Consider the following 16,089-nt stretch of genomic DNA (forward strand, 5'->3'; position numbering starts at 1 on the left):
GATGCATGAACTGAAGTTATGGCAATGAACCTGCACCTGCTGCGCCTCTTCGTCGCCGTGGCGGAGTCGGGCAGCTTTTCTCGCGCGGCCGAGAGCCTGTGGATCAGCCAGCCCGCGGTGTCCAAGGGCATCCGGGAGCTGGAGCACCAGCTCGACCTGACGCTGATCGAACGCGGCACCGGCAAGGGCTTCAGGCTGAGCGAAGCGGGGGCCTCGCTGCTCACGCATGCGCGCGGCATCTTCGCGATGGAGCGCGCCGCGCTCGAAGACGTGCGCGCCCGCGTGGGCGTGCAGCGCGGCAGCCTCACCATCGGCGCGAGCACCACGGTGGCGAGCTACTGGCTGCCGCCGTATGTGGCCGCCTTCTGCGCCGCCTACCCGGCGGTGGTGCCGCGCGTGACGGTGGGCAACACGCAGAGGGTGTGCGAGCAGCTGCTCGAATGCCGCATCGACATGGCGCTGGTGGAAGGCCGCGTGGACGACGAGCGCATCGAGGTGAACGAATGGCAGGCCGACCCGCTCACGCTGGTGGTCGCGCCCGATTCAGCGCTGCCGCGGCGCACCGTGTCGGCCGAGCTGCTGGGCCGGCAGAACTGGATCCTGCGCGAGGCGGGCTCGGGCACGCGCCAGGCCACCGAGGCGCTGTGCGCGGCCCACGGCATCGCCGCCCTGCCCTGGATGGAAATGGCCAGCAACGAGGCCATCGCGCGCACCGTGGCCAGCGGCGTCGGCATCTCGATGCTGCCGCGCGTGGTGGTGGCCGACATGCTGGCGCTGGGCACGCTGCGCGAGCTGAAGCTGGCGGGTGACGCGAGGCTGTCCCGGCCGCTCTACCGGCTGGCGCTGAAGAGCCGGCCGCTGGCACCTGCGGCGCTGAAGATGGCCGAGCTGCTGGACGCGGCGAAGCCCGGGCCCAGGCCCGCCTCCGCCCCTGCCCCTGCCCCTGCCCCTCAACGCACCCGCGCGCGCGTGAGCAAATAGTTCTGGTGCATCACGTTGCCCGAGAAATACGGTGCGGCCATCGCATCGAACTCGTCGCGCAGCGCGGCCAGCTTCTGCGGGTCGGCGGCCAGGCTTTCGACCAGCTTCTGCATCGGGCCGATCGAGCGCTCCATGAACATGCGGAAGTGGTCGATGCTCAACGCCGGGTAGTGCATGGTGCCGCGCTCGAAGAAGGGCGCGCCGAAGTGCGGCGCCAGCCGCTCGGTGACGGTGGCCGGGTTGCCCCATTGCGGCGGCGGCGAGGCCCCGGCCGGCGGGGGCGGCGAGTTGCGCCCGACAAAGGCGAACATGCGGCCCACGAAGTGCTCCGGCGGCCAGGTCGCGAAGGCCACGCGCCCGCCGGGCCTGAGCACGCGGCGCATCTCGGCAATGGCCACCTCGGCACGCGGCGCGAACATGTGGCCGAACTGGCTGAGCACGACGTCGAAGGAGGCATCGGGGTACGGCAGCTGCTCGGCGTCGCCCTCGGTCCACTCGATGTCCTCGTGGCGCGAGATGTGGGCGTTGTCGCGCGCCAGCGCCAGCAGCTCGGGCGTCAGGTCGAGCCCCGTCACCTTGGCACCGCGGCGCGCGGCCGTGATGGCGACCACGCCGGTGCCCGTGCCCACGTCGAGCACCGCCTCGCCGGGCTCGACCTGCGCGAAGCGCACCAGGTGGCCGGCCACCGGCGGCGTGAACATGGCGGTGGGCGCGAAGGTCGACCACATCTGCCGCTGGCGCTGCTTGAACTCCGCGAATGGATCCTGGCTCATGTCGCCCTCCGTGCCGGCCGCGAGGCTGCGGACGTGGGCAAACTCTAGGCCCGGCACCGGCGCGCGCATAGGCACGGCGCGAAAGAAGCGTAACGCGATGCCTGCGCGGCGGGTGCCATGGGCACCACCGGCACCGCGCTCAGCAGCAGCGGCCCTTGCCCGCGCCGTACCGCGCCTCGAGCCGCTCGCGGAAGAAGGCCTCGTAGCTCATCGGCGGCTGGTCGGGGTGGGTGGCCGCCATGTGCGTCAGGTACACGTCGTAGTCGGGCAGCCCGACCATGAGCCGCAACGATTGCCTGAGCGTGCGCGCAATGTAGCGCCCAGCTTCACGGCCGGTTTCGAGCCCGGCCTTCGGCAGTGCGAGCCCCATGGCCTCAGTGCGCCGCCGACGACACGGCACCCATCGGCTCGAACGGCGTCTCGTGCGTGGTCGGCCGGTTGGCGGCGCGGGCTGCCAGGCAGGCCTTGATGCTGTACACCAGCACGCTCAGCACCACGAACATGAAGAGCGCGCACAGCGCGGCGTCGAGCCGGTCGTTGAACACGATGCGCGACATGGCCTCGGGCGTCTTGGCCGGCGCCACCAGCACGCCGTTGGCGATGCCTTCGGTGTATTTGGCCGCATGCGACAGGAAACCGATCTTCGGGTCGGCCGAGAAAATCTTCTGCCAGCCCGCGGTGAGCGTGCAGGCCAGCAGCCACGCCGCCGGTGCCGCGGCCACCCACGCGTAGCGCTCGCGCTTCATGCGGAACAGCACCACCACGCCCAGCAGCAGCGCCACCGCGGCCAGCATCTGGTTGGAGATGCCGAACAGCGGCCACAGCGTGTTGATGCCGCCCAGCGGATCGACCACGCCCTGGTACAGAAAGTAGCCCCACGCCGCCACGCACAGCGCCGTGGCCACGAGGTTGGCCGGCAGCGAGTCGGTGCGCTTCAGTGCGGGCACGAAGCTGCCGAGCAGGTCTTGCAGCATGAAGCGCCCGGCGCGGGTGCCGGCATCGACCGCCGTGAGAATGAACAGCGCCTCGAACAGGATGGCGAAGTGGTACCAGAAGGCCATCATGGCCTGCCCGCCGATCACCTGGTGCAGGATGTGCGCCATGCCCACCGCCAGCGTGGGCGCGCCGCCCGCGCGGCCCAGGATGGTGGTCTCGCCCACGTCCTTGGCGGTCTGCAGCAGCATCTCGGGCGTGATGACGAAGCCCCAGCCCGACACCGTGGCCGCCACCTGCTGCGCGGTGGTGCCCACCAGCGCGCCCGGGCTGTTCATTGCGAAGTACACGCCCGGCTCGATGCACGACGCCGCCACCAGCGCCATCACCGCCACGAAAGACTCGGCCAGCATGCCACCGTAGCCGATGAAGCGCGCGTGGCGCTCGTTGTCCAGCATCTTGGGCGTGGTGCCCGAGGAAATGAGCGCATGAAAGCCCGACACCGCCCCGCACGCGATGGTGATGAACAGGAACGGGAACAGGCTGCCCGACCACACCGGCCCGTTGCCCTGCGCGAACTGCGTCACCGCGGGCATCTGCAGCGTGGGCATCACGAACACGATGCCGATGGCCAGCGCGATGATGGTGCCGATCTTCAGGAAGGTCGACAGGTAGTCGCGCGGCGCCAGCAGCAGCCACACCGGCAGGCTCGCGGCCACGAAGCCGTAGCCCACCAGCATCCAGGTGAGCGCCTTGCCGTCGAAGGTGAACAGCGGCGCCCACTCGGCGCTCTGGCTCACGGCCTGGCCGCCGAAGATGGCCAGCATCAACAGCACGAAGCCGATGAGCGACACCTCGCCGATGCGCCCCGGGCGAATGAACCGCAGGTACACGCCCATGAACAGCGCCACCGGAATCGTCGCGGCCACCGTGAAGGTGCCCCACGGCGACTCGGCCAGCGCCTTGACCACGATGAGCGCCAGCACCGCCAGGATGATGATCATGATCATGAACGTGCCGAACAGCGCGATCATGCCGGGCACCACGCCCATCTCCTGCTTCACCAGGTCGCCCAGCGAGCGGCCGTCGCGCCGCGTGGAAATGAACAGGATGATGAAGTCCTGCACCGCCCCCGCGAACACCACGCCCGCCAGCACCCACAGCAGGCCGGGCAGGTAGCCCATCTGCGCCGCCAGCACCGGGCCCACCAGCGGACCCGCGCCCGCGATGGCCGCGAAGTGGTGGCCGAACAGCACGTTCTTGTCGGTGGGCACGTAGTCCAGCCCGTCGTTGTGGCGGTGCGCCGGCGTCTTGCGGTTGCCGTCGAGCCCCAGCACCTTGTCGGCGATGAACAGGCTGTAGTAGCGGTAGGCGATGAGGTAGGTGCAGATCGCGGCGGCCACCACCCAGAGGGCGTTGACGCTTTCACCACGGGTCAGGGCCACGGTGCCCAGCGCAAACGCGCCGACCACGGCCACGACCAGCCACACCAGGTGGCGGCGGATGCTGTGCATGGGGATGTCTCCAGTATTGAACCCGCCGAGTCTTCCCGCGCGGGCGCCGCCGCGCATCCGTCGGACTGCGTGGGCGGGGTGCGTGGCTTTGCTTAATGGAAAACCCGGATAAGTAAAAACCCGAATACTTCAGACGCACGCCCGCTGTTCAATGCCTGCGGGCCTACACGCATGAAGCGCGCCAGGCGCCACCATATTTCCTTGGACCCGATTGGGTCCTTCAATCGGGTCCAAGGGAGCAAACCGAATCGACGCAATGGACAACCACCCCCGCTGCTGCATCGCGGGCGGCGGCCCGGCCGGCATGGTGCTGGGCCTGCTGCTTGCCCGTGCCGGTGTGAAGGTCGTGGTGCTGGAGAAGCACCTCGACTTTCTGCGCGACTTTCGCGGCGACACCGTGCACCCGTCCACGCTCGAGGTCCTGCACGAGCTCGGCCTGCTCGATGCCTTCCTTCAGCGCCCGCACGACCGCGTGGACCAGCTGCGCGCCACCTTCGAGGGCCAGGGCTTCCCCGTGGCCGACTTCACCCACCTGCCCTCTTACAGCAAGTTCCTGGTGCTGATGCCGCAGTGGGAGTTTCTGGACTTCATGTGCGAGGAAGCGCGGCGCTACCCCGGCTTCGAGCTGTGGACCGACGCTGAAGCCATCGGCCTGCTGCAGGACAACGGGCGCGTGAACGGCGTGAGGGTGCGGCGCGGTGCACGCGGCCCTGGCAGCCCCGCCGGTGGCAAGCCGCAGGAAGTCGAGCTGCACGCCTCGCTCGTCGTCGCGGCCGACGGCCGGCATTCGACCCTGCGCGATGCCGCGGCGCTGCCGCACATCAGCTACGGCGCGCCCATCGACGTGCTGTGGATGCGCATTCCCAAGCAGCCCGGCGACCCCGACGCCACCGCGGGTCACATCGCCGGCGGCCACTTTCTGGTGACGCTGAACCGCGGCGACTACTGGCAGTGCGCCTTCGTCATTCCCAAGGGCGGGCACGACGCGCTGCAGCAGCGCGGCATCGGCGCCTTCCACGCCGAGATCGCCAAGGTCGCCCCCTTCATGCAGGACCGGCTGCCGCAGGCCCTGCCCGACTGGAACGCGGTGAAGCTGCTCGAAGTGATGGTCGACCGGCTGGAGTCGTGGGCCTGCAAGGGCATGCTGTGCATCGGCGATGCGGCGCATGCCATGTCCCCGGTGGGCGGCGTGGGCATCAACCTGGCCGTGCAGGACGCCGTGGCCGCCGCCAACCTGCTGGCCGCGTCGCTCGCGGGCACCGCCACCGACAAGCAGATCGACACCCTGCTGCCGCAGTTGCAGCGCCGCCGCGAATGGCCCGTGCGCGTGACGCAGGCGGCGCAGCGCATGGTGCAAGACCGCGTGCTCATGCCGGTGCTCGGCGGCAAGGTCAACACCAAGGTGGGCCATGTGCCGTGGCCCTTGCGCCTGCTGTCTCGCTGGCCCATGTTGCGCCGGCTGCCGGCGCGCGCGGTGGGCCTCGGGGTGCGGCCGGAGCATGTGAAGTCGCCCCGCGCCTGAGCGCCTTTTATGTTTTGTTTACGCGCGCGCGTGAACATTCGATGCCGTTTTTATGCGGGCCTGCAGACACTCGATGCATTGCATTTGCATGGGTGAGCAATGGACATCGTTTGGTTGGCCGCCATGGCGGCCGCATGGGTGATTTCGGCAGAGGCGTTGGTGCGCGTGCTCAGGCTCGACAGGCCGGGCAAGCGCGCCACCAAGGCCTGAGGTGGCCTGACATGGCCTTGAACGCAACGCTCTGGTACCGCGCCGCGGCGTGGGCCCGTCAGGCGCGGGCGCGGCCCGACATGACGCTGCTCTGGTCGTGCTGCGGCACGCCCGCGCTGGGCGCGCAAACACCGCTCGGACGCCACGGCGGGCGCGACGTGCTGGTGGCTTCGTGCAGCCATTGCGGCGCGGAGTGGCTGAGCATGTCGCAAGCGGAACAGCCGGGCGACTGGCAGCCCTTGCAACGCAGTAAGGCGATCACCGCAAGACCGGCATGCAAACCGGCGCGCGCCACCGACGAGCGCATCGCGTGGCGGCGAAGAAAGCAGCGCGACCTCGAAGACTGACGACGAGGCCGGCAGCTTCGCAGCCTCAGCGTTCGCCGAATGCCCAGCGCGCCGGCGATGCCAGCGGCGCCCACTGCTCGTGTCCCGTGAACGCGAGGCGCGTGTGCGACCCGTCGTCGCCGCGCCCATAGCCGTGCAGCACGAGATGGGGAAAGTCGAGCGACACCGTGGTCGCGTTTTTGGCCACCTTCAACCACGCGAGATCGGCCACGCGCACGATGCGCAGCACGCTGCCTTCGTCGCCGTAGCTCTCCAGCGTGCAGTAGCCCGAGTCCGGCGACCACGCGTGGCCGCGCCCCCAGTAGCGGCCCGGAATCACGACGCCGTCGAGCATCACGCTGTTCAGGCTGTCGCTGCGCGGCATCTCGGTTTCGTAGCTCCACACGGTGCGGTGCGCACCGTTGGGCGACACCACGGTTTCGCCTGCGTAGCCGATGTAGACGGGGCTGCCGTCGGGCCGCACCACGGTCATGCGCCGGGTCGCCGTGCCTGCTGCGGTTGGCGCGACCAGTACACGCCGTCGAGCCTGTCCAGCCGCACCTCGCCGCCGGTCGAAGGCGCGTGCACGAAGCGCCCGCCGCCCACGTAGATGCCTGCATGCGATGGCGTGGACGAACCGAAGAGCACCAGGTCGCCGGTGCGCAGCTCCGACATCGCCACCGGGTGGCCGAAGCCCGACATGCGCGCCACCGTGCGCGGCGGCGACTGGCCCACGCTGTTGAGGTACACGTAGCCGATGAGCCCGCTGCAGTCGAAGCCGCCGTCAGGCGTGTTGCCGCCATAGCGGTACGGCGTGCCGACGAGGCCGAGCGCGTGGATGGCGACGCTGTTCGATTGCTCGTCGGTCAGCGGCACGCCGGTGACGACGGGAGCCTGGCCCTGCCCTTGCCGCGGCTTGACGCCGGAGGGGCCCGCGCAGCCGACGATCAGGACGCAGGCCGCGAGCGGCAGCAGCCTGGAGATCCATTGCCGCGGCATGCGCGACGAAGACGAAAACGACAACCGGGGTGGGAGTGCGTCGTGCGTGGCGTGCAGTTCATGCATCGGGATGACGGGTCTGGTGGGTGTGCGCAGACTCTATCGCGGAACGCGCCATCTCTCTGAAGATGAACCTGAAAGCGAAACGCCCTTCGCGGCCGATGCGTTCGCACCGGGGCCGCCAAAGGGCGTCATGCACGGGGGAGCGTGCGATCAGGCGGCGGGAGCAGCGTTGACCGCGTCCTTCAGCGCCTTGCCGGCGGTGAACTTGGGTGCCTTGCTGGCCTTGATGGTCATCGGCTCGCCGGTCGACGGGTTGCGGCCCGTGCGCTCGGGGCGTGCGGCCACCGAGAAGGCGCCGAAGCCGATGAGTTGCACCGTGTCGCCGCCGGCCAGGGCGCGCGAGAGGTTGTCGAGAGCGGAGTCCAATGCGCGAGCGGCATCGACCTTGCTGAGGTTGGTGTCGTTGGCGATGGCGGCGATGAGTTCGGTCTTGTTCAAAACGGGTGGTTCCTTTTTTATGAAACGGTTGGGGGAAAAATCCATAGCGCGAAAGCGCTACCGGGGGACGAACTTTAAACGCCCCGCCGGGGGGATCGAGAAGCGCGGGGGTTTCAAAATTGAAACATCGTGATCGATGCCCGGCGCGGGGACGTGGATGCATTCGGCGAGGCCGGAGAAATCTGTGTGTCAAGAAGTCAACCGCGCGCTACCGGGAGACAGTTCGTGTTGCATGAGAGCGCATCAAGAATGAAATGGTTCGAACTTCTTCGAAACTGGCGTGACAGCAAGCGCTCACGACGCGATGCATGCGAGCGCGCACTGACTGAATTCGGGCGCACGCACAGTGTGGCGCCGGTGGGTGCGCATGTGCTGCGCATCGACGCGCACGAAGCCGTGGTGCGCGTGATGTTCATGGCGGGGCGCATTCCGGCGGAGCGTTGCTGGTACGTGGTGCCGCGCGATGGCGGTGCGGTGCGTGAGTTGGTCTTTGACTATGTAAAGGGGTTGGAGTCGCCTTGGCGGTGATTGCGCCATTAAGGAAAGGCCTCGACGCTCTGCGGCATTCGATCAGTTTCTGCGAGGCGGATCTTTCAGGATTTCGTTGCGATGGGTATCGATGTAGTCGTCCAGCGAAATTCGCATGCTGATGACCGGGAGGCTGGTCTGTGCAAGTTCCATCTCGCTCTTCACATGGGCGTCCATCAGCGCTCTGTCGAACGAAAAGTCGCGGTGGGTGGTGACGCTCTGGCTTGCGTCCATCACGCCGGACTCAGACGCTGCAGCAACGGCGGCATACGCGGCCTCCACCTTCAGCTTCAATGCATCGACCTTGCCGGCGAAGGTGGCAGCGGCCGCAGGCCCGAGCGAGGCCATGAGCGCCTTGGTGTCGGCCTTCAGCGCGCCTTGCAGCGCACTCAGGTTGCTCTCTGCGAACACCACGTACTTCGCGCGAAGCTGGTAGTAGGTGAAGTAGTTGCGGTGACGCTTGAAGACTCGTTCAGTCCACACTGCGCCCGCAGCCCGTTCCTCATTGACCCTGCTGAAGATGTCTGAACCAATCTGCAGACTGATGGACGCCGGTTCTCCCAGGATCAGGAAGCCGCTGATCTTTTTCTTCTTCGAAGCCGAAGCCTGAAAGCTCTCCCCTGCATCGGCGCTGCCGGAGACAACGACTTCGCGCTCCCAGTTGGTCACCAGCACGCCCGATGTGTTCAGGGCGGCGCGCGTCGACGCGAACTTGGCGTTGAGCGCATCGAACGCTTCATCAGCGCTTTTCGCAGCCTGTGTCCGCGCAGCCGCCAGGTCTTTCAACGTGGTCTTGCTGTCTTCGGGGAAGAGTGCCTGCAGGTTGGCTAACGCGGCTTGCGCTTCGGCACCGTGTTCGGCCAGCACTCCTCTCGCCGCCACCAAGGCTTCCTGCTTGAGCGCTGCATTCATGGCGTCGGCCACGGCCTGCTGGTACTTCTGCAGGCCGTCGCGCAACGACGTGAGTTCTGTCAGCTTGACGCCGCCGTCCTGGCATTTCTTCGGCTCGGTGCCGCTGGTTTTGCAGAACTTGCGCTCGACGATCTGCGAGGGCCCTGGCCGTATCCGCGGCGTCATCGTGTCGGGCAGGTCCGAGCGGAACGGCGAAAGCTTTGCCAGCTGCTCCCGTATCGACCACTTGTCCGGGTCGGTCGTCATCGTCCCGACCACCTCTTCGGGGCCCAGCCCCGTGATGTTGACGGCCCTGATGAGGCGCAGCCCGTAGGCGCCGTATTCGCTGTCCGATGTGGTCCCCAGTTCGGTCAAGGCCAATCGCATGGGTTGCGTGCTGCCGCAGCCCGACAGCGTGAAGACAAGACCTGCGACCAAGGCCAGCAGTACCGACGGTCTGTTGTGCATATGCCCCCGAGTGTGATTTCTGTGGAGAAGAAAGAAAGCCCGCACGGCGCAAGCGCGACCGGCGGGGAGATCGGACGGGCGGGATGTTGGCATTGACCGACGATCGGGGCATCCCCCGAATGCAGTAGGGATGCGGCCATTGATGCCGCCATTGATGCGGCCACTGAATATGGCTTTTTCCTGGCGCGCCGACCGTGGGGCCGGCGCGCGCGCTCTCAAGCGACTTCAGGAGACTTCAGGAGACTTCAGGAGACTTCAGGAGACTTTAGGTGACTTCGCGCGGTGCGCGCCCGAATCAACTCCGAAGTTCGCCCGCACTTTCCTGGAACAGCCCCACCGCCTCACGCGCCAGGTCGGACGCGATCCACAGCAGGTTGTCCCGGTGCTGCTCGCCCACCTCCTCGAACCATCCGTCGCCGGTGCCGTGGCAACACCACAGCAGGGAGTTCAGTCTTTCGAGGGTGTTCTCCAGCCGGTCCGCCGCCGTGGGCGGTGTCGGGGAAACTGGGGTCGACCGGCTCCGGTTGCGCCGCGCCGGGGTGGGCGGGGTCTGGGGAAGCGCCGGGCGTGTTCGACCCGGCCATAGTTCGCTTAGCCACTTGGTGTGCTCCTTTGTCGAAGTCTCGTGCACGTCAAGTGGTCAGACGGCCTTGGTGTTTCAGCACCTCGGTCGTCGCCTCTTCTCTTTTTTGGTCTCGCATTCGCCACCGTTGCCCCACTTGCATGTGCGGCAACTGCAGCCCGCCGCGAGACGAAGCGGCTTGCTCGTTCAGGTTTCGTGTGTGTTGTCTTTTGCGCAAATTGCGCGCTCGGCACGCACGTTCACAGCGAGATGCCGGTCAGCCCTGCCCGAACTCCCGCGCGTGCTCCACCGCGTACTTGATGAGCTCGGCCTGCCCCTCGATGCCCAGCCGCCGCTTGATGCTCTGGCGGTGTGCCTCCACCGTGCGCACGCTCAGGCCCAGGTCGCGCGCAATCTGCTTGCTCGACTCGCCGCGGCCCAGCGCGGAAAGAATCTCGCTCTCGCGCGGCGTGAGCAGCGGACGCGGCGCCTGCGTGCGAAACAGCTTCTTCGACACCGCCGGGCTCAGGAAGGTGCCGCCCGCGGACACGGCCTCGATGGCCGCGACGATCTCCGCAGCTGGCGCGTCTTTCAGCACATAGCCGCGCGCGCCCGCCTGCAGGGCCTTCTGCACGTACTCGGGGTTGTCGTACATGCTGAGCATCACGATGTGCGTGGCCGGCTGGCGTTGCAGCAGCAGCGCCGCCAGCTCGATGCCGTTCATGTCCTTCATGCCGACGTCCATCAGCATCAGGTCGGGCCGCAGGCTGTCGATCTGCGCCAGCGCCTCGGTGGCGTGGCCGGCCTCGCCGACGATCTCCAGGTTGGGCATGGAGCCCAGCCGCGCGCGCAGGCCGTCGCGTACCAGCGGATGGTCGTCGACGAGAAAGAGGCGGATGGTCTTGGTGATCGTCATGGTCGTCGTGGTGTCGTGGTCATCCCATCGCACCGACGTAAGCCGCACGCGCCGCGCCAGCTGCATCGGCCCGCGCGTTGCGCACCGGCACCTCGGCCTCGATCGACGTGCGTCCGTCGTTGGAACACATCACCAGCTTGCCGCCGATGGCCTCCATGCGCTCGCGCATGTTGCGCAGGCCGATGCCGCGGCGCGCGTCGAGCTGCACCGCCTCGATGTCGAAGCCCGTGCCGTCGTCGCTCACCTCCAGCCGCACGCCCGCTTCTTCGTCGAAGTTCAGCTCGATGCTCACGCGCTGCGCCTGCGCGTGCTTGCGCACGTTGGTGAGCGCCTCTTGCGTGAGGCGGAACAGTGCGGTCTTCACCTCGGGCTGCAGCTCGAAGGCCTCGCCGCCGATCATCATCGAGGCATCGACGCTGCCCTCTTCGCGGAACTCGTCGACCAGTCGTTCGAGCGCGGCGGGCAGGCCCAGCGTGTCGAGCAAGGCCGGGCGCAGCCGGTGCGAGATGCGGCGCACCTCCACCAGCGAATCGTTCAGCCGCTGCAGCGCCTTGCCCAATGCGGGCGGCGGGCTGTGGTTCTGCCGGTCGAGCTGCTCCACGGCCGACTCGATCAGCAGCTTGGCCGACACCAGCGTCTGGCTGGTGCCGTCGTGCAGCTCGCGCGCGAGGTGGCCGCGCTCTTCTTCCTGCGACTGCACCACGCGGCGCGCCAGCAGCCGCAGCTTGGCCTCGGCGGTGCGGTGCTCGCTGAGGTTCAGCAGCAGCCCCGCGGCGCTGACCGTGCCCAGGCACAGCGCGGCGATGCCGGCGATCCACAGCAGCGTGGCGGTCACGTTGGCGTTCATCTGCCGGTCCAGCGTGTCCATGGTCGACTGGATGTCGTCCAGGTACAGGCCGGTGCCCACCATCCAGTTCCAGCGCGGCATGGCCGTGACGTAGCCCAGCTTGGGCGCCATCTGCGCGCTGGAGGGCTTGCGCCACTCGTACTCCACGTAGCCGCCGCCGTTGTCCTTCGCGCCTTTGATCAGCTCCTGGATGGTGAAGCGGCCGTGCGAGTCGCGCATGTCCCACAGGTTCTTGCCCACCAGCTCGGGCTGGCGCGAATGCATGAGCGAGTTGCCGTCCAGGTCGTACACGAAGAAGTAGCCGTCGTCGCCGTAGTTCAGCGCCGCCAAGCGGCGCAGCGCCTCGGCGCGCGTGGCCTCGTCGTCCTGCCCCGATTCGTACAGCGGCAGCAGGTTGCTCACGGCCAGGTCGACATAGCTGCGCAGCTCGCTGCGGCGCTGCGCCATGTAGCTGCGCTCGATGAGGGCCCGCTCGCGCTGCGCGAGGTCGTGCTCCTGGTGGCGCACCGCAAGCGCCACCAGCACCAGCGCGACGAGCAGCGGTGCCACGGCGAGCGCAACGATCTTGGTGCGGAGATTCATGGGGCGGCAAGACTACCACCAGGGCCGTGAGGCCACTACAGCGGTAGCAACGCTGCGAACGGGGCGTTCAGCGTTCCGGGTTCGCCGACGAAAGCAGCACGTTCCGCTCCCTCAACGCGTCCAGCAGCGCCTCCTGGTCCGCGTCCCCCTCCAGAAGCAGGTCCAACCGCTTGCCCGCCTTCGGCCGCACGGCAAGCAGAAAGAACGCGTAGCCCACCCCGCTGACCTGCCGATAGCTCACGCGGGCCTGCATCAGGTCCGCATGCCATTGGCCATCGGTGCTGCGCAACTGCGTGCCGTCGAGTTCGAAGGCGCGCACCCGCGAGGCTGCGAAGGTGCTGACCTGCGCGAACGGAATCGCCCACACCAGCCATGCGGTCAACGGCAGCAGCACGCACAAGGCCACCATGGTCTTCAGGAAACCGGCGTCCGATGCGTTGGAGAAAACCGCGATGCCCGCGGCGCCCGCCAGCACATAGCCGGCCCAGATCCATGCCAGAAAGCAGCGCCAGCACACCGCCATCGCGCGGCTCTGCAAGGTGCCCGCGCGGGTCGGCGCGGCGTTGCTTTTCAGCTCGAGGTAGTGGTTGATGACCGGCGCCAGCTCGTCGACGGGCGCCGCCAGCATCAGCTTCCTGAATGGGCGTGTGTGAACGATCAGGTAGCTGTCGCTGTCGGGAATGCCCTCGATGGTCAGCACGTCGATCCAGTCGACGCGGCCCAGCCCCTCGACCGAGAAGCCGTCTTCGCCGATGTCGACCTGCGCGGTCGCGTCGAACGGCTTGGGCCGGGCCTCGCCCGCGCGCAGCCAGCGCGTTTCCACCCAGATCCATGCGCGCACCACGACCACCAGGCCCACCAGCCACAGGGCGAACAGGGCCAGCCACACCACCATGCCGAGCGCGATGTACCAGCCCGTCGCCTCCATGTCGATGATCCAGACGGTCGCAGCCATGATCAGCGCGGTGTACAGCGCGCACACCACCAGCGTGGGCCAGATGAGGGCCCCGTCGAACTGGGTGACGTGGACGCGTCGCGAAAAAGCCGGGGAACCCATCGAACGCCGCGGCTACCGGCCCACGGCCAGGGCCCCGGCCCGCGCACGGAACTCGGTGCCGTAGTACAGCAGCGCCAGCGCCACGTAGGCGCCGCCCAGCAGGCACACGCCGCTCCAGCCATGAAAGGCATACACCGCCGCCGCAATGCCCGAGGCCACCGCCGCGCAGATGAAGATGAAGGTCATGAACAGCCCGTTGAGCCGCCCGCGCAGTTCGGGCGCCAGCATGAACAGGCTGCGAAAGTTCAGCACCTGGCACAGCTGCACGGCGCCGTCGAGCAGGATGCCCGCGGCCACCAGCCCGGCCAGCGAATGGAAGTGCATGGACACCGCGCCCAGCACGAACGACAGCAGCGCCACGGCAATGGCCCAGCCTGTGGCGGGCCGCGTGAGCCCGCGGTCGGCCAGGCGGCCCGCCACGGGCGCGAGCAAGGCGCCCGCCGCGCCGGCCAGCGCAAACAGCGCAATGCCGCGCTGGCCCATGCCGAACTCGTGCACCAGCGCGAGCGGCACGGCCGTCCAGAACACCTGGAAGGCCGAGAACATCATTCCCTGGTAGAAGCCGCGGCGGCGCAGCAGCGGCGTGTTCCACACGATGCCGGGCAGCGAGGCCATGGTGCGCGCATAGCCCACCGAGGCATGCGGGCGGCGCTCAGGCAGCGCGCGCCACAGCACGGCGATGAGCACGGCCATCAGCACGGCCGACACCCAGAACACCGCGCGCCAGCCCAGCGCCGAGGCCACGATGCTGGCAAAGGGCCGCGCCAGCATGATGCCGCCCAGCAGGCCGGCCATGATGTTGCCCACCACCTTGCCGCGCGACGACTCGGGCGCGAGGTGCGAGGCGAAAGGCAGCAGCACCTGGGCCGCCACCGCGCAGGTGCCCACCACGAACGAGGCCGCCAGGAAAGTGACGGCCGAGTTCGACAGCGCGATGCCCACCAGCCCGACGACCGCGCCAAACAACGCGCCGACGATGAGCCGGCGGTTTTCCACCACGTCGGCCAGCGGCACCAGCAGCAGCAGGCCGGCGCCGTAGCCGAGCTGCGTCAGGGTCATGATCAGCCCGGCCAGGCCCGCGTGCAGCTGCAGCGTTTCGGAGATGGGGCCGATGAGCGGCTGGGCGTAGTAGATGTTGGCCACGCACAGGCCGCAGGCGACGGCGAAGACCAGCGTGAGCGCGGGGCTGAGGCCGGGGGCGTGTTCGGCACGTGCGTCGGCCTGGGCATTGGCCTGGGCATTGGCATTGGCCTGGGCGTTCGCCCGGTCGGACGCGTCGGCGCGGGCGCTCTGCGCGGCGGTGGGAAGGGGGGCGTCGGGAAGTGGCACGAAGGGCCTCGGTGGCTGTCGGGTGTCGGGAGATCCCGGTGGATCAGGAAATGAAAGAGGGGTGGCCCAGGGTTAACCCGGGCCGGGGCACCTTAGCACGCGCTCCCGGTTCCTGCAGGCCAGGGGAATGTCAGTCGACGCTGGTGGGCCGGCCCGAGGCCACCCACGCATCGAGCCCGCCCGTGAGCGGCAGCGCCCGCTTGGCGCCCCGCGCCAGCAGCACCCGTGCGGCCTGCGCGGCCGACACCTCGTTGGGGCAGTTGCAGTACAGCACCACGTCGCGCCCCGCCGCGTGCGACAGGTCGAGCCCGCGCTGCTGCAGCGCCTTGAGCGTGTACGACTGCGCCCCCGGAATGCGCCGCGGGTCGACCTGCACGCCGGCCTTGCCCCGCACGTCGATGACCAGCGGCGGCTCCTCGCCTTCGAGCAGCGCGTGCAGCTCTTCCACCGAGATGCGCGGCATGCCCGTGAGCCGCATGAAGGCGCGGCGCCGCCAGTAGCGCACCGCCAAAATGACCACCAGCAGCACCGCCAGCGCGATGGTGGCGATGCCGCCGGCCTGCGCCATGACGGCCAGCACCTCCTGGATCTGGTTGCGAAACACCCAGCCCAGCCCGAGGAACAACCCCGTCCAGACCAGCGCGGCGCCAATGTCGAACCCGATGAAGCGCCGCACCGACATGCCCAGCGCCCCGGCCATGGGCGGCGCCACCACCGACACGCCCGGCACGAACTTGGCCGCCACCAGCGAGAGCCCACCCCAGTCGGTGATGAGCGATTCACCGCGCCGCACGCAGGTGTCGGGCGACAGCGAGATGCGGCACAGCAGGCGCATGAAGCGGTAGCCGAAGCGCCGCCCCGCGTAGAACCAGGCACCGTCGCCCAGCAGGTTGGCCACCACCGCGGCCAGCACCACGCCGGGCACCGACACGTCGCCCGCTGCCAGCAGCGCCCCGGTGAGCACCAGCACCGCGGCCGCCGGCACGGGCAGGCCCAGGCGCGCGGCGAAGCTGGCGGCGAACACCACCAGGATCGCGTTCTGCACGAGCATCGACATCAGCTGTGCCATGCCGGGTGCCCTTGTGCTGCGGTCGGTGGTGCGAAAAATCGCTGGGTGGGTGGGGGGTTCATGCCAGGCGGGATTGTCCTG

General features: G+C 68.5%; 16 protein-coding genes. 4 read left to right on the forward strand and 12 right to left on the reverse strand.

Going from position 1 to position 16,089, the window contains the following annotated elements; all coding sequences use genetic code 11:
- Positions 1 to 24: 24 nt before the first annotated feature.
- Positions 25 to 981, forward strand: coding sequence for a LysR substrate-binding domain-containing protein (locus QTI51_RS23795; RefSeq protein ID WP_286516406.1), 957 nt, complete (start codon positions 25 to 27; stop codon positions 979 to 981).
- Here QTI51_RS23795 and QTI51_RS23800 read toward each other — a convergent pair.
- The 3 genes from QTI51_RS23800 to QTI51_RS23810 all read right to left on the reverse strand — a co-directional run bounded on the left by QTI51_RS23800 (position 951) and on the right by QTI51_RS23810 (position 4,201).
- On the reverse strand, positions 951 to 1,754 hold the full coding sequence (locus tag QTI51_RS23800) for a class I SAM-dependent methyltransferase (protein WP_116911133.1): 804 nt from the start codon (positions 1,752 to 1,754) through the stop codon (positions 951 to 953). The two genes, QTI51_RS23795 and QTI51_RS23800, sit on opposite strands and share 31 nt — an antisense overlap.
- A 139-nt stretch (positions 1,755 to 1,893) precedes the next feature.
- A complete protein-coding gene (locus QTI51_RS23805; RefSeq protein WP_116911047.1) occupies positions 1,894 to 2,124 on the reverse strand; it encodes a YbdD/YjiX family protein in 231 nt (76 codons plus the stop codon).
- A gap of 4 nt (positions 2,125 to 2,128) precedes the next feature.
- Positions 2,129 to 4,201 (reverse strand): carbon starvation CstA family protein, encoded by a 2,073-nt coding sequence (locus tag QTI51_RS23810; protein WP_116911046.1) that lies wholly within the window; start codon positions 4,199 to 4,201, stop codon positions 2,129 to 2,131.
- A gap of 256 nt (positions 4,202 to 4,457) precedes the next feature.
- Here QTI51_RS23810 and QTI51_RS23815 point away from each other — a divergent pair, with 256 nt between their 5' ends.
- Both QTI51_RS23815 and QTI51_RS23820 read left to right on the forward strand, forming a co-directional pair.
- Complete coding sequence (locus QTI51_RS23815; RefSeq protein WP_116911045.1) at positions 4,458 to 5,723, forward strand: FAD-dependent oxidoreductase; 1,266 nt, start codon at positions 4,458 to 4,460, stop codon at positions 5,721 to 5,723.
- Positions 5,724 to 5,944: 221 nt separating this feature from the next.
- A complete protein-coding gene (locus QTI51_RS23820; protein ID WP_116911044.1) occupies positions 5,945 to 6,280 on the forward strand; it encodes a hypothetical protein in 336 nt (111 codons plus the stop codon).
- 25 nt (positions 6,281 to 6,305) lie between these two features.
- On the opposite strand, the gene QTI51_RS23825 is transcribed toward QTI51_RS23820, so the two are convergent.
- From QTI51_RS23825 to QTI51_RS23835, 3 genes are all read right to left on the reverse strand, one after another.
- A complete protein-coding gene (locus QTI51_RS23825) occupies positions 6,306 to 6,752 on the reverse strand; it encodes a hypothetical protein (RefSeq protein WP_116911043.1) in 447 nt (148 codons plus the stop codon).
- Positions 6,749 to 7,258 (reverse strand): C40 family peptidase, encoded by a 510-nt coding sequence (locus tag QTI51_RS23830; RefSeq protein ID WP_286516438.1) that lies wholly within the window; start codon positions 7,256 to 7,258, stop codon positions 6,749 to 6,751. The genes QTI51_RS23825 and QTI51_RS23830 overlap by 4 nt, the downstream gene beginning before the upstream one ends.
- 213 nt (positions 7,259 to 7,471) lie before the next feature.
- A complete protein-coding gene (locus QTI51_RS23835; RefSeq protein ID WP_116911041.1) occupies positions 7,472 to 7,759 on the reverse strand; it encodes an HU family DNA-binding protein in 288 nt (95 codons plus the stop codon).
- Positions 7,760 to 8,008: 249 nt separating this feature from the next.
- Between QTI51_RS23835 and QTI51_RS23840 the strand changes: the two genes are divergently transcribed.
- On the forward strand, positions 8,009 to 8,287 hold the full coding sequence (locus QTI51_RS23840) for a hypothetical protein (RefSeq protein ID WP_133251719.1): 279 nt from the start codon (positions 8,009 to 8,011) through the stop codon (positions 8,285 to 8,287).
- A 42-nt stretch (positions 8,288 to 8,329) separates the two neighbouring features.
- Here QTI51_RS23840 and QTI51_RS23845 read toward each other — a convergent pair whose 3' ends face one another.
- From QTI51_RS23845 to QTI51_RS23870, 6 genes are all read right to left on the reverse strand, one after another.
- On the reverse strand, positions 8,330 to 9,646 hold the full coding sequence (locus QTI51_RS23845; RefSeq protein ID WP_132748889.1) for a hypothetical protein: 1,317 nt from the start codon (positions 9,644 to 9,646) through the stop codon (positions 8,330 to 8,332).
- A gap of 839 nt (positions 9,647 to 10,485) precedes the next feature.
- Positions 10,486 to 11,124 (reverse strand): response regulator transcription factor, encoded by a 639-nt coding sequence (locus QTI51_RS23850; RefSeq protein WP_116911132.1) that lies wholly within the window; start codon positions 11,122 to 11,124, stop codon positions 10,486 to 10,488.
- A 19-nt stretch (positions 11,125 to 11,143) separates the two neighbouring features.
- Positions 11,144 to 12,553 (reverse strand): cache domain-containing protein, encoded by a 1,410-nt coding sequence (locus QTI51_RS23855; RefSeq protein WP_116911038.1) that lies wholly within the window; start codon positions 12,551 to 12,553, stop codon positions 11,144 to 11,146.
- A gap of 67 nt (positions 12,554 to 12,620) precedes the next feature.
- Positions 12,621 to 13,610: a hypothetical protein gene (locus QTI51_RS23860; protein WP_116911037.1), complete on the reverse strand. Its 990-nt coding sequence runs from the start codon at positions 13,608 to 13,610 to the stop codon at positions 12,621 to 12,623.
- A gap of 12 nt (positions 13,611 to 13,622) precedes the next feature.
- Positions 13,623 to 14,939: an MFS transporter gene (locus QTI51_RS23865; protein WP_286516403.1), complete on the reverse strand. Its 1,317-nt coding sequence runs from the start codon at positions 14,937 to 14,939 to the stop codon at positions 13,623 to 13,625.
- Between the two features lie 130 nt (positions 14,940 to 15,069).
- Entirely contained in the window at positions 15,070 to 16,008 is a 939-nt protein-coding gene (locus tag QTI51_RS23870; protein WP_116911036.1) for a DedA family protein/thiosulfate sulfurtransferase GlpE, read from the reverse strand.
- Between the last annotated feature and the right edge of the window lie 81 nt (positions 16,009 to 16,089).

This window comes from Variovorax sp. J22G73, from assembly GCF_030317035.1.
Lineage (GTDB): Bacteria > Pseudomonadota > Gammaproteobacteria > Burkholderiales > Burkholderiaceae_C > Variovorax.

Coding starts and splice junctions, on each gene's coding strand:
- QTI51_RS23870 (WP_116911036.1), bottom strand. CDS start 16,008: ATGGCACAGCTGATGTCGATGCTCGTGCAGAACGCGATCCTGGTGGTG.
- QTI51_RS23815 (WP_116911045.1), top strand. CDS start 4,458: ATGGACAACCACCCCCGCTGCTGCATCGCGGGCGGCGGCCCGGCCGGC.
- QTI51_RS23810 (WP_116911046.1), bottom strand. CDS start 4,201: ATGCACAGCATCCGCCGCCACCTGGTGTGGCTGGTCGTGGCCGTGGTC.
- QTI51_RS23850 (WP_116911132.1), bottom strand. CDS start 11,124: ATGACGATCACCAAGACCATCCGCCTCTTTCTCGTCGACGACCATCCG.
- QTI51_RS23840 (WP_133251719.1), top strand. CDS start 8,009: ATGAAATGGTTCGAACTTCTTCGAAACTGGCGTGACAGCAAGCGCTCA.
- QTI51_RS23795 (WP_286516406.1), top strand. CDS start 25: ATGAACCTGCACCTGCTGCGCCTCTTCGTCGCCGTGGCGGAGTCGGGC.
- QTI51_RS23855 (WP_116911038.1), bottom strand. CDS start 12,553: ATGAATCTCCGCACCAAGATCGTTGCGCTCGCCGTGGCACCGCTGCTC.
- QTI51_RS23820 (WP_116911044.1), top strand. CDS start 5,945: ATGGCCTTGAACGCAACGCTCTGGTACCGCGCCGCGGCGTGGGCCCGT.
- QTI51_RS23845 (WP_132748889.1), bottom strand. CDS start 9,646: ATGCACAACAGACCGTCGGTACTGCTGGCCTTGGTCGCAGGTCTTGTC.
- QTI51_RS23830 (WP_286516438.1), bottom strand. CDS start 7,258: ATGCCGCGGCAATGGATCTCCAGGCTGCTGCCGCTCGCGGCCTGCGTC.
- QTI51_RS23860 (WP_116911037.1), bottom strand. CDS start 13,610: ATGGGTTCCCCGGCTTTTTCGCGACGCGTCCACGTCACCCAGTTCGAC.
- QTI51_RS23825 (WP_116911043.1), bottom strand. CDS start 6,752: ATGACCGTGGTGCGGCCCGACGGCAGCCCCGTCTACATCGGCTACGCA.
- QTI51_RS23800 (WP_116911133.1), bottom strand. CDS start 1,754: ATGAGCCAGGATCCATTCGCGGAGTTCAAGCAGCGCCAGCGGCAGATG.
- QTI51_RS23805 (WP_116911047.1), bottom strand. CDS start 2,124: ATGGGGCTCGCACTGCCGAAGGCCGGGCTCGAAACCGGCCGTGAAGCT.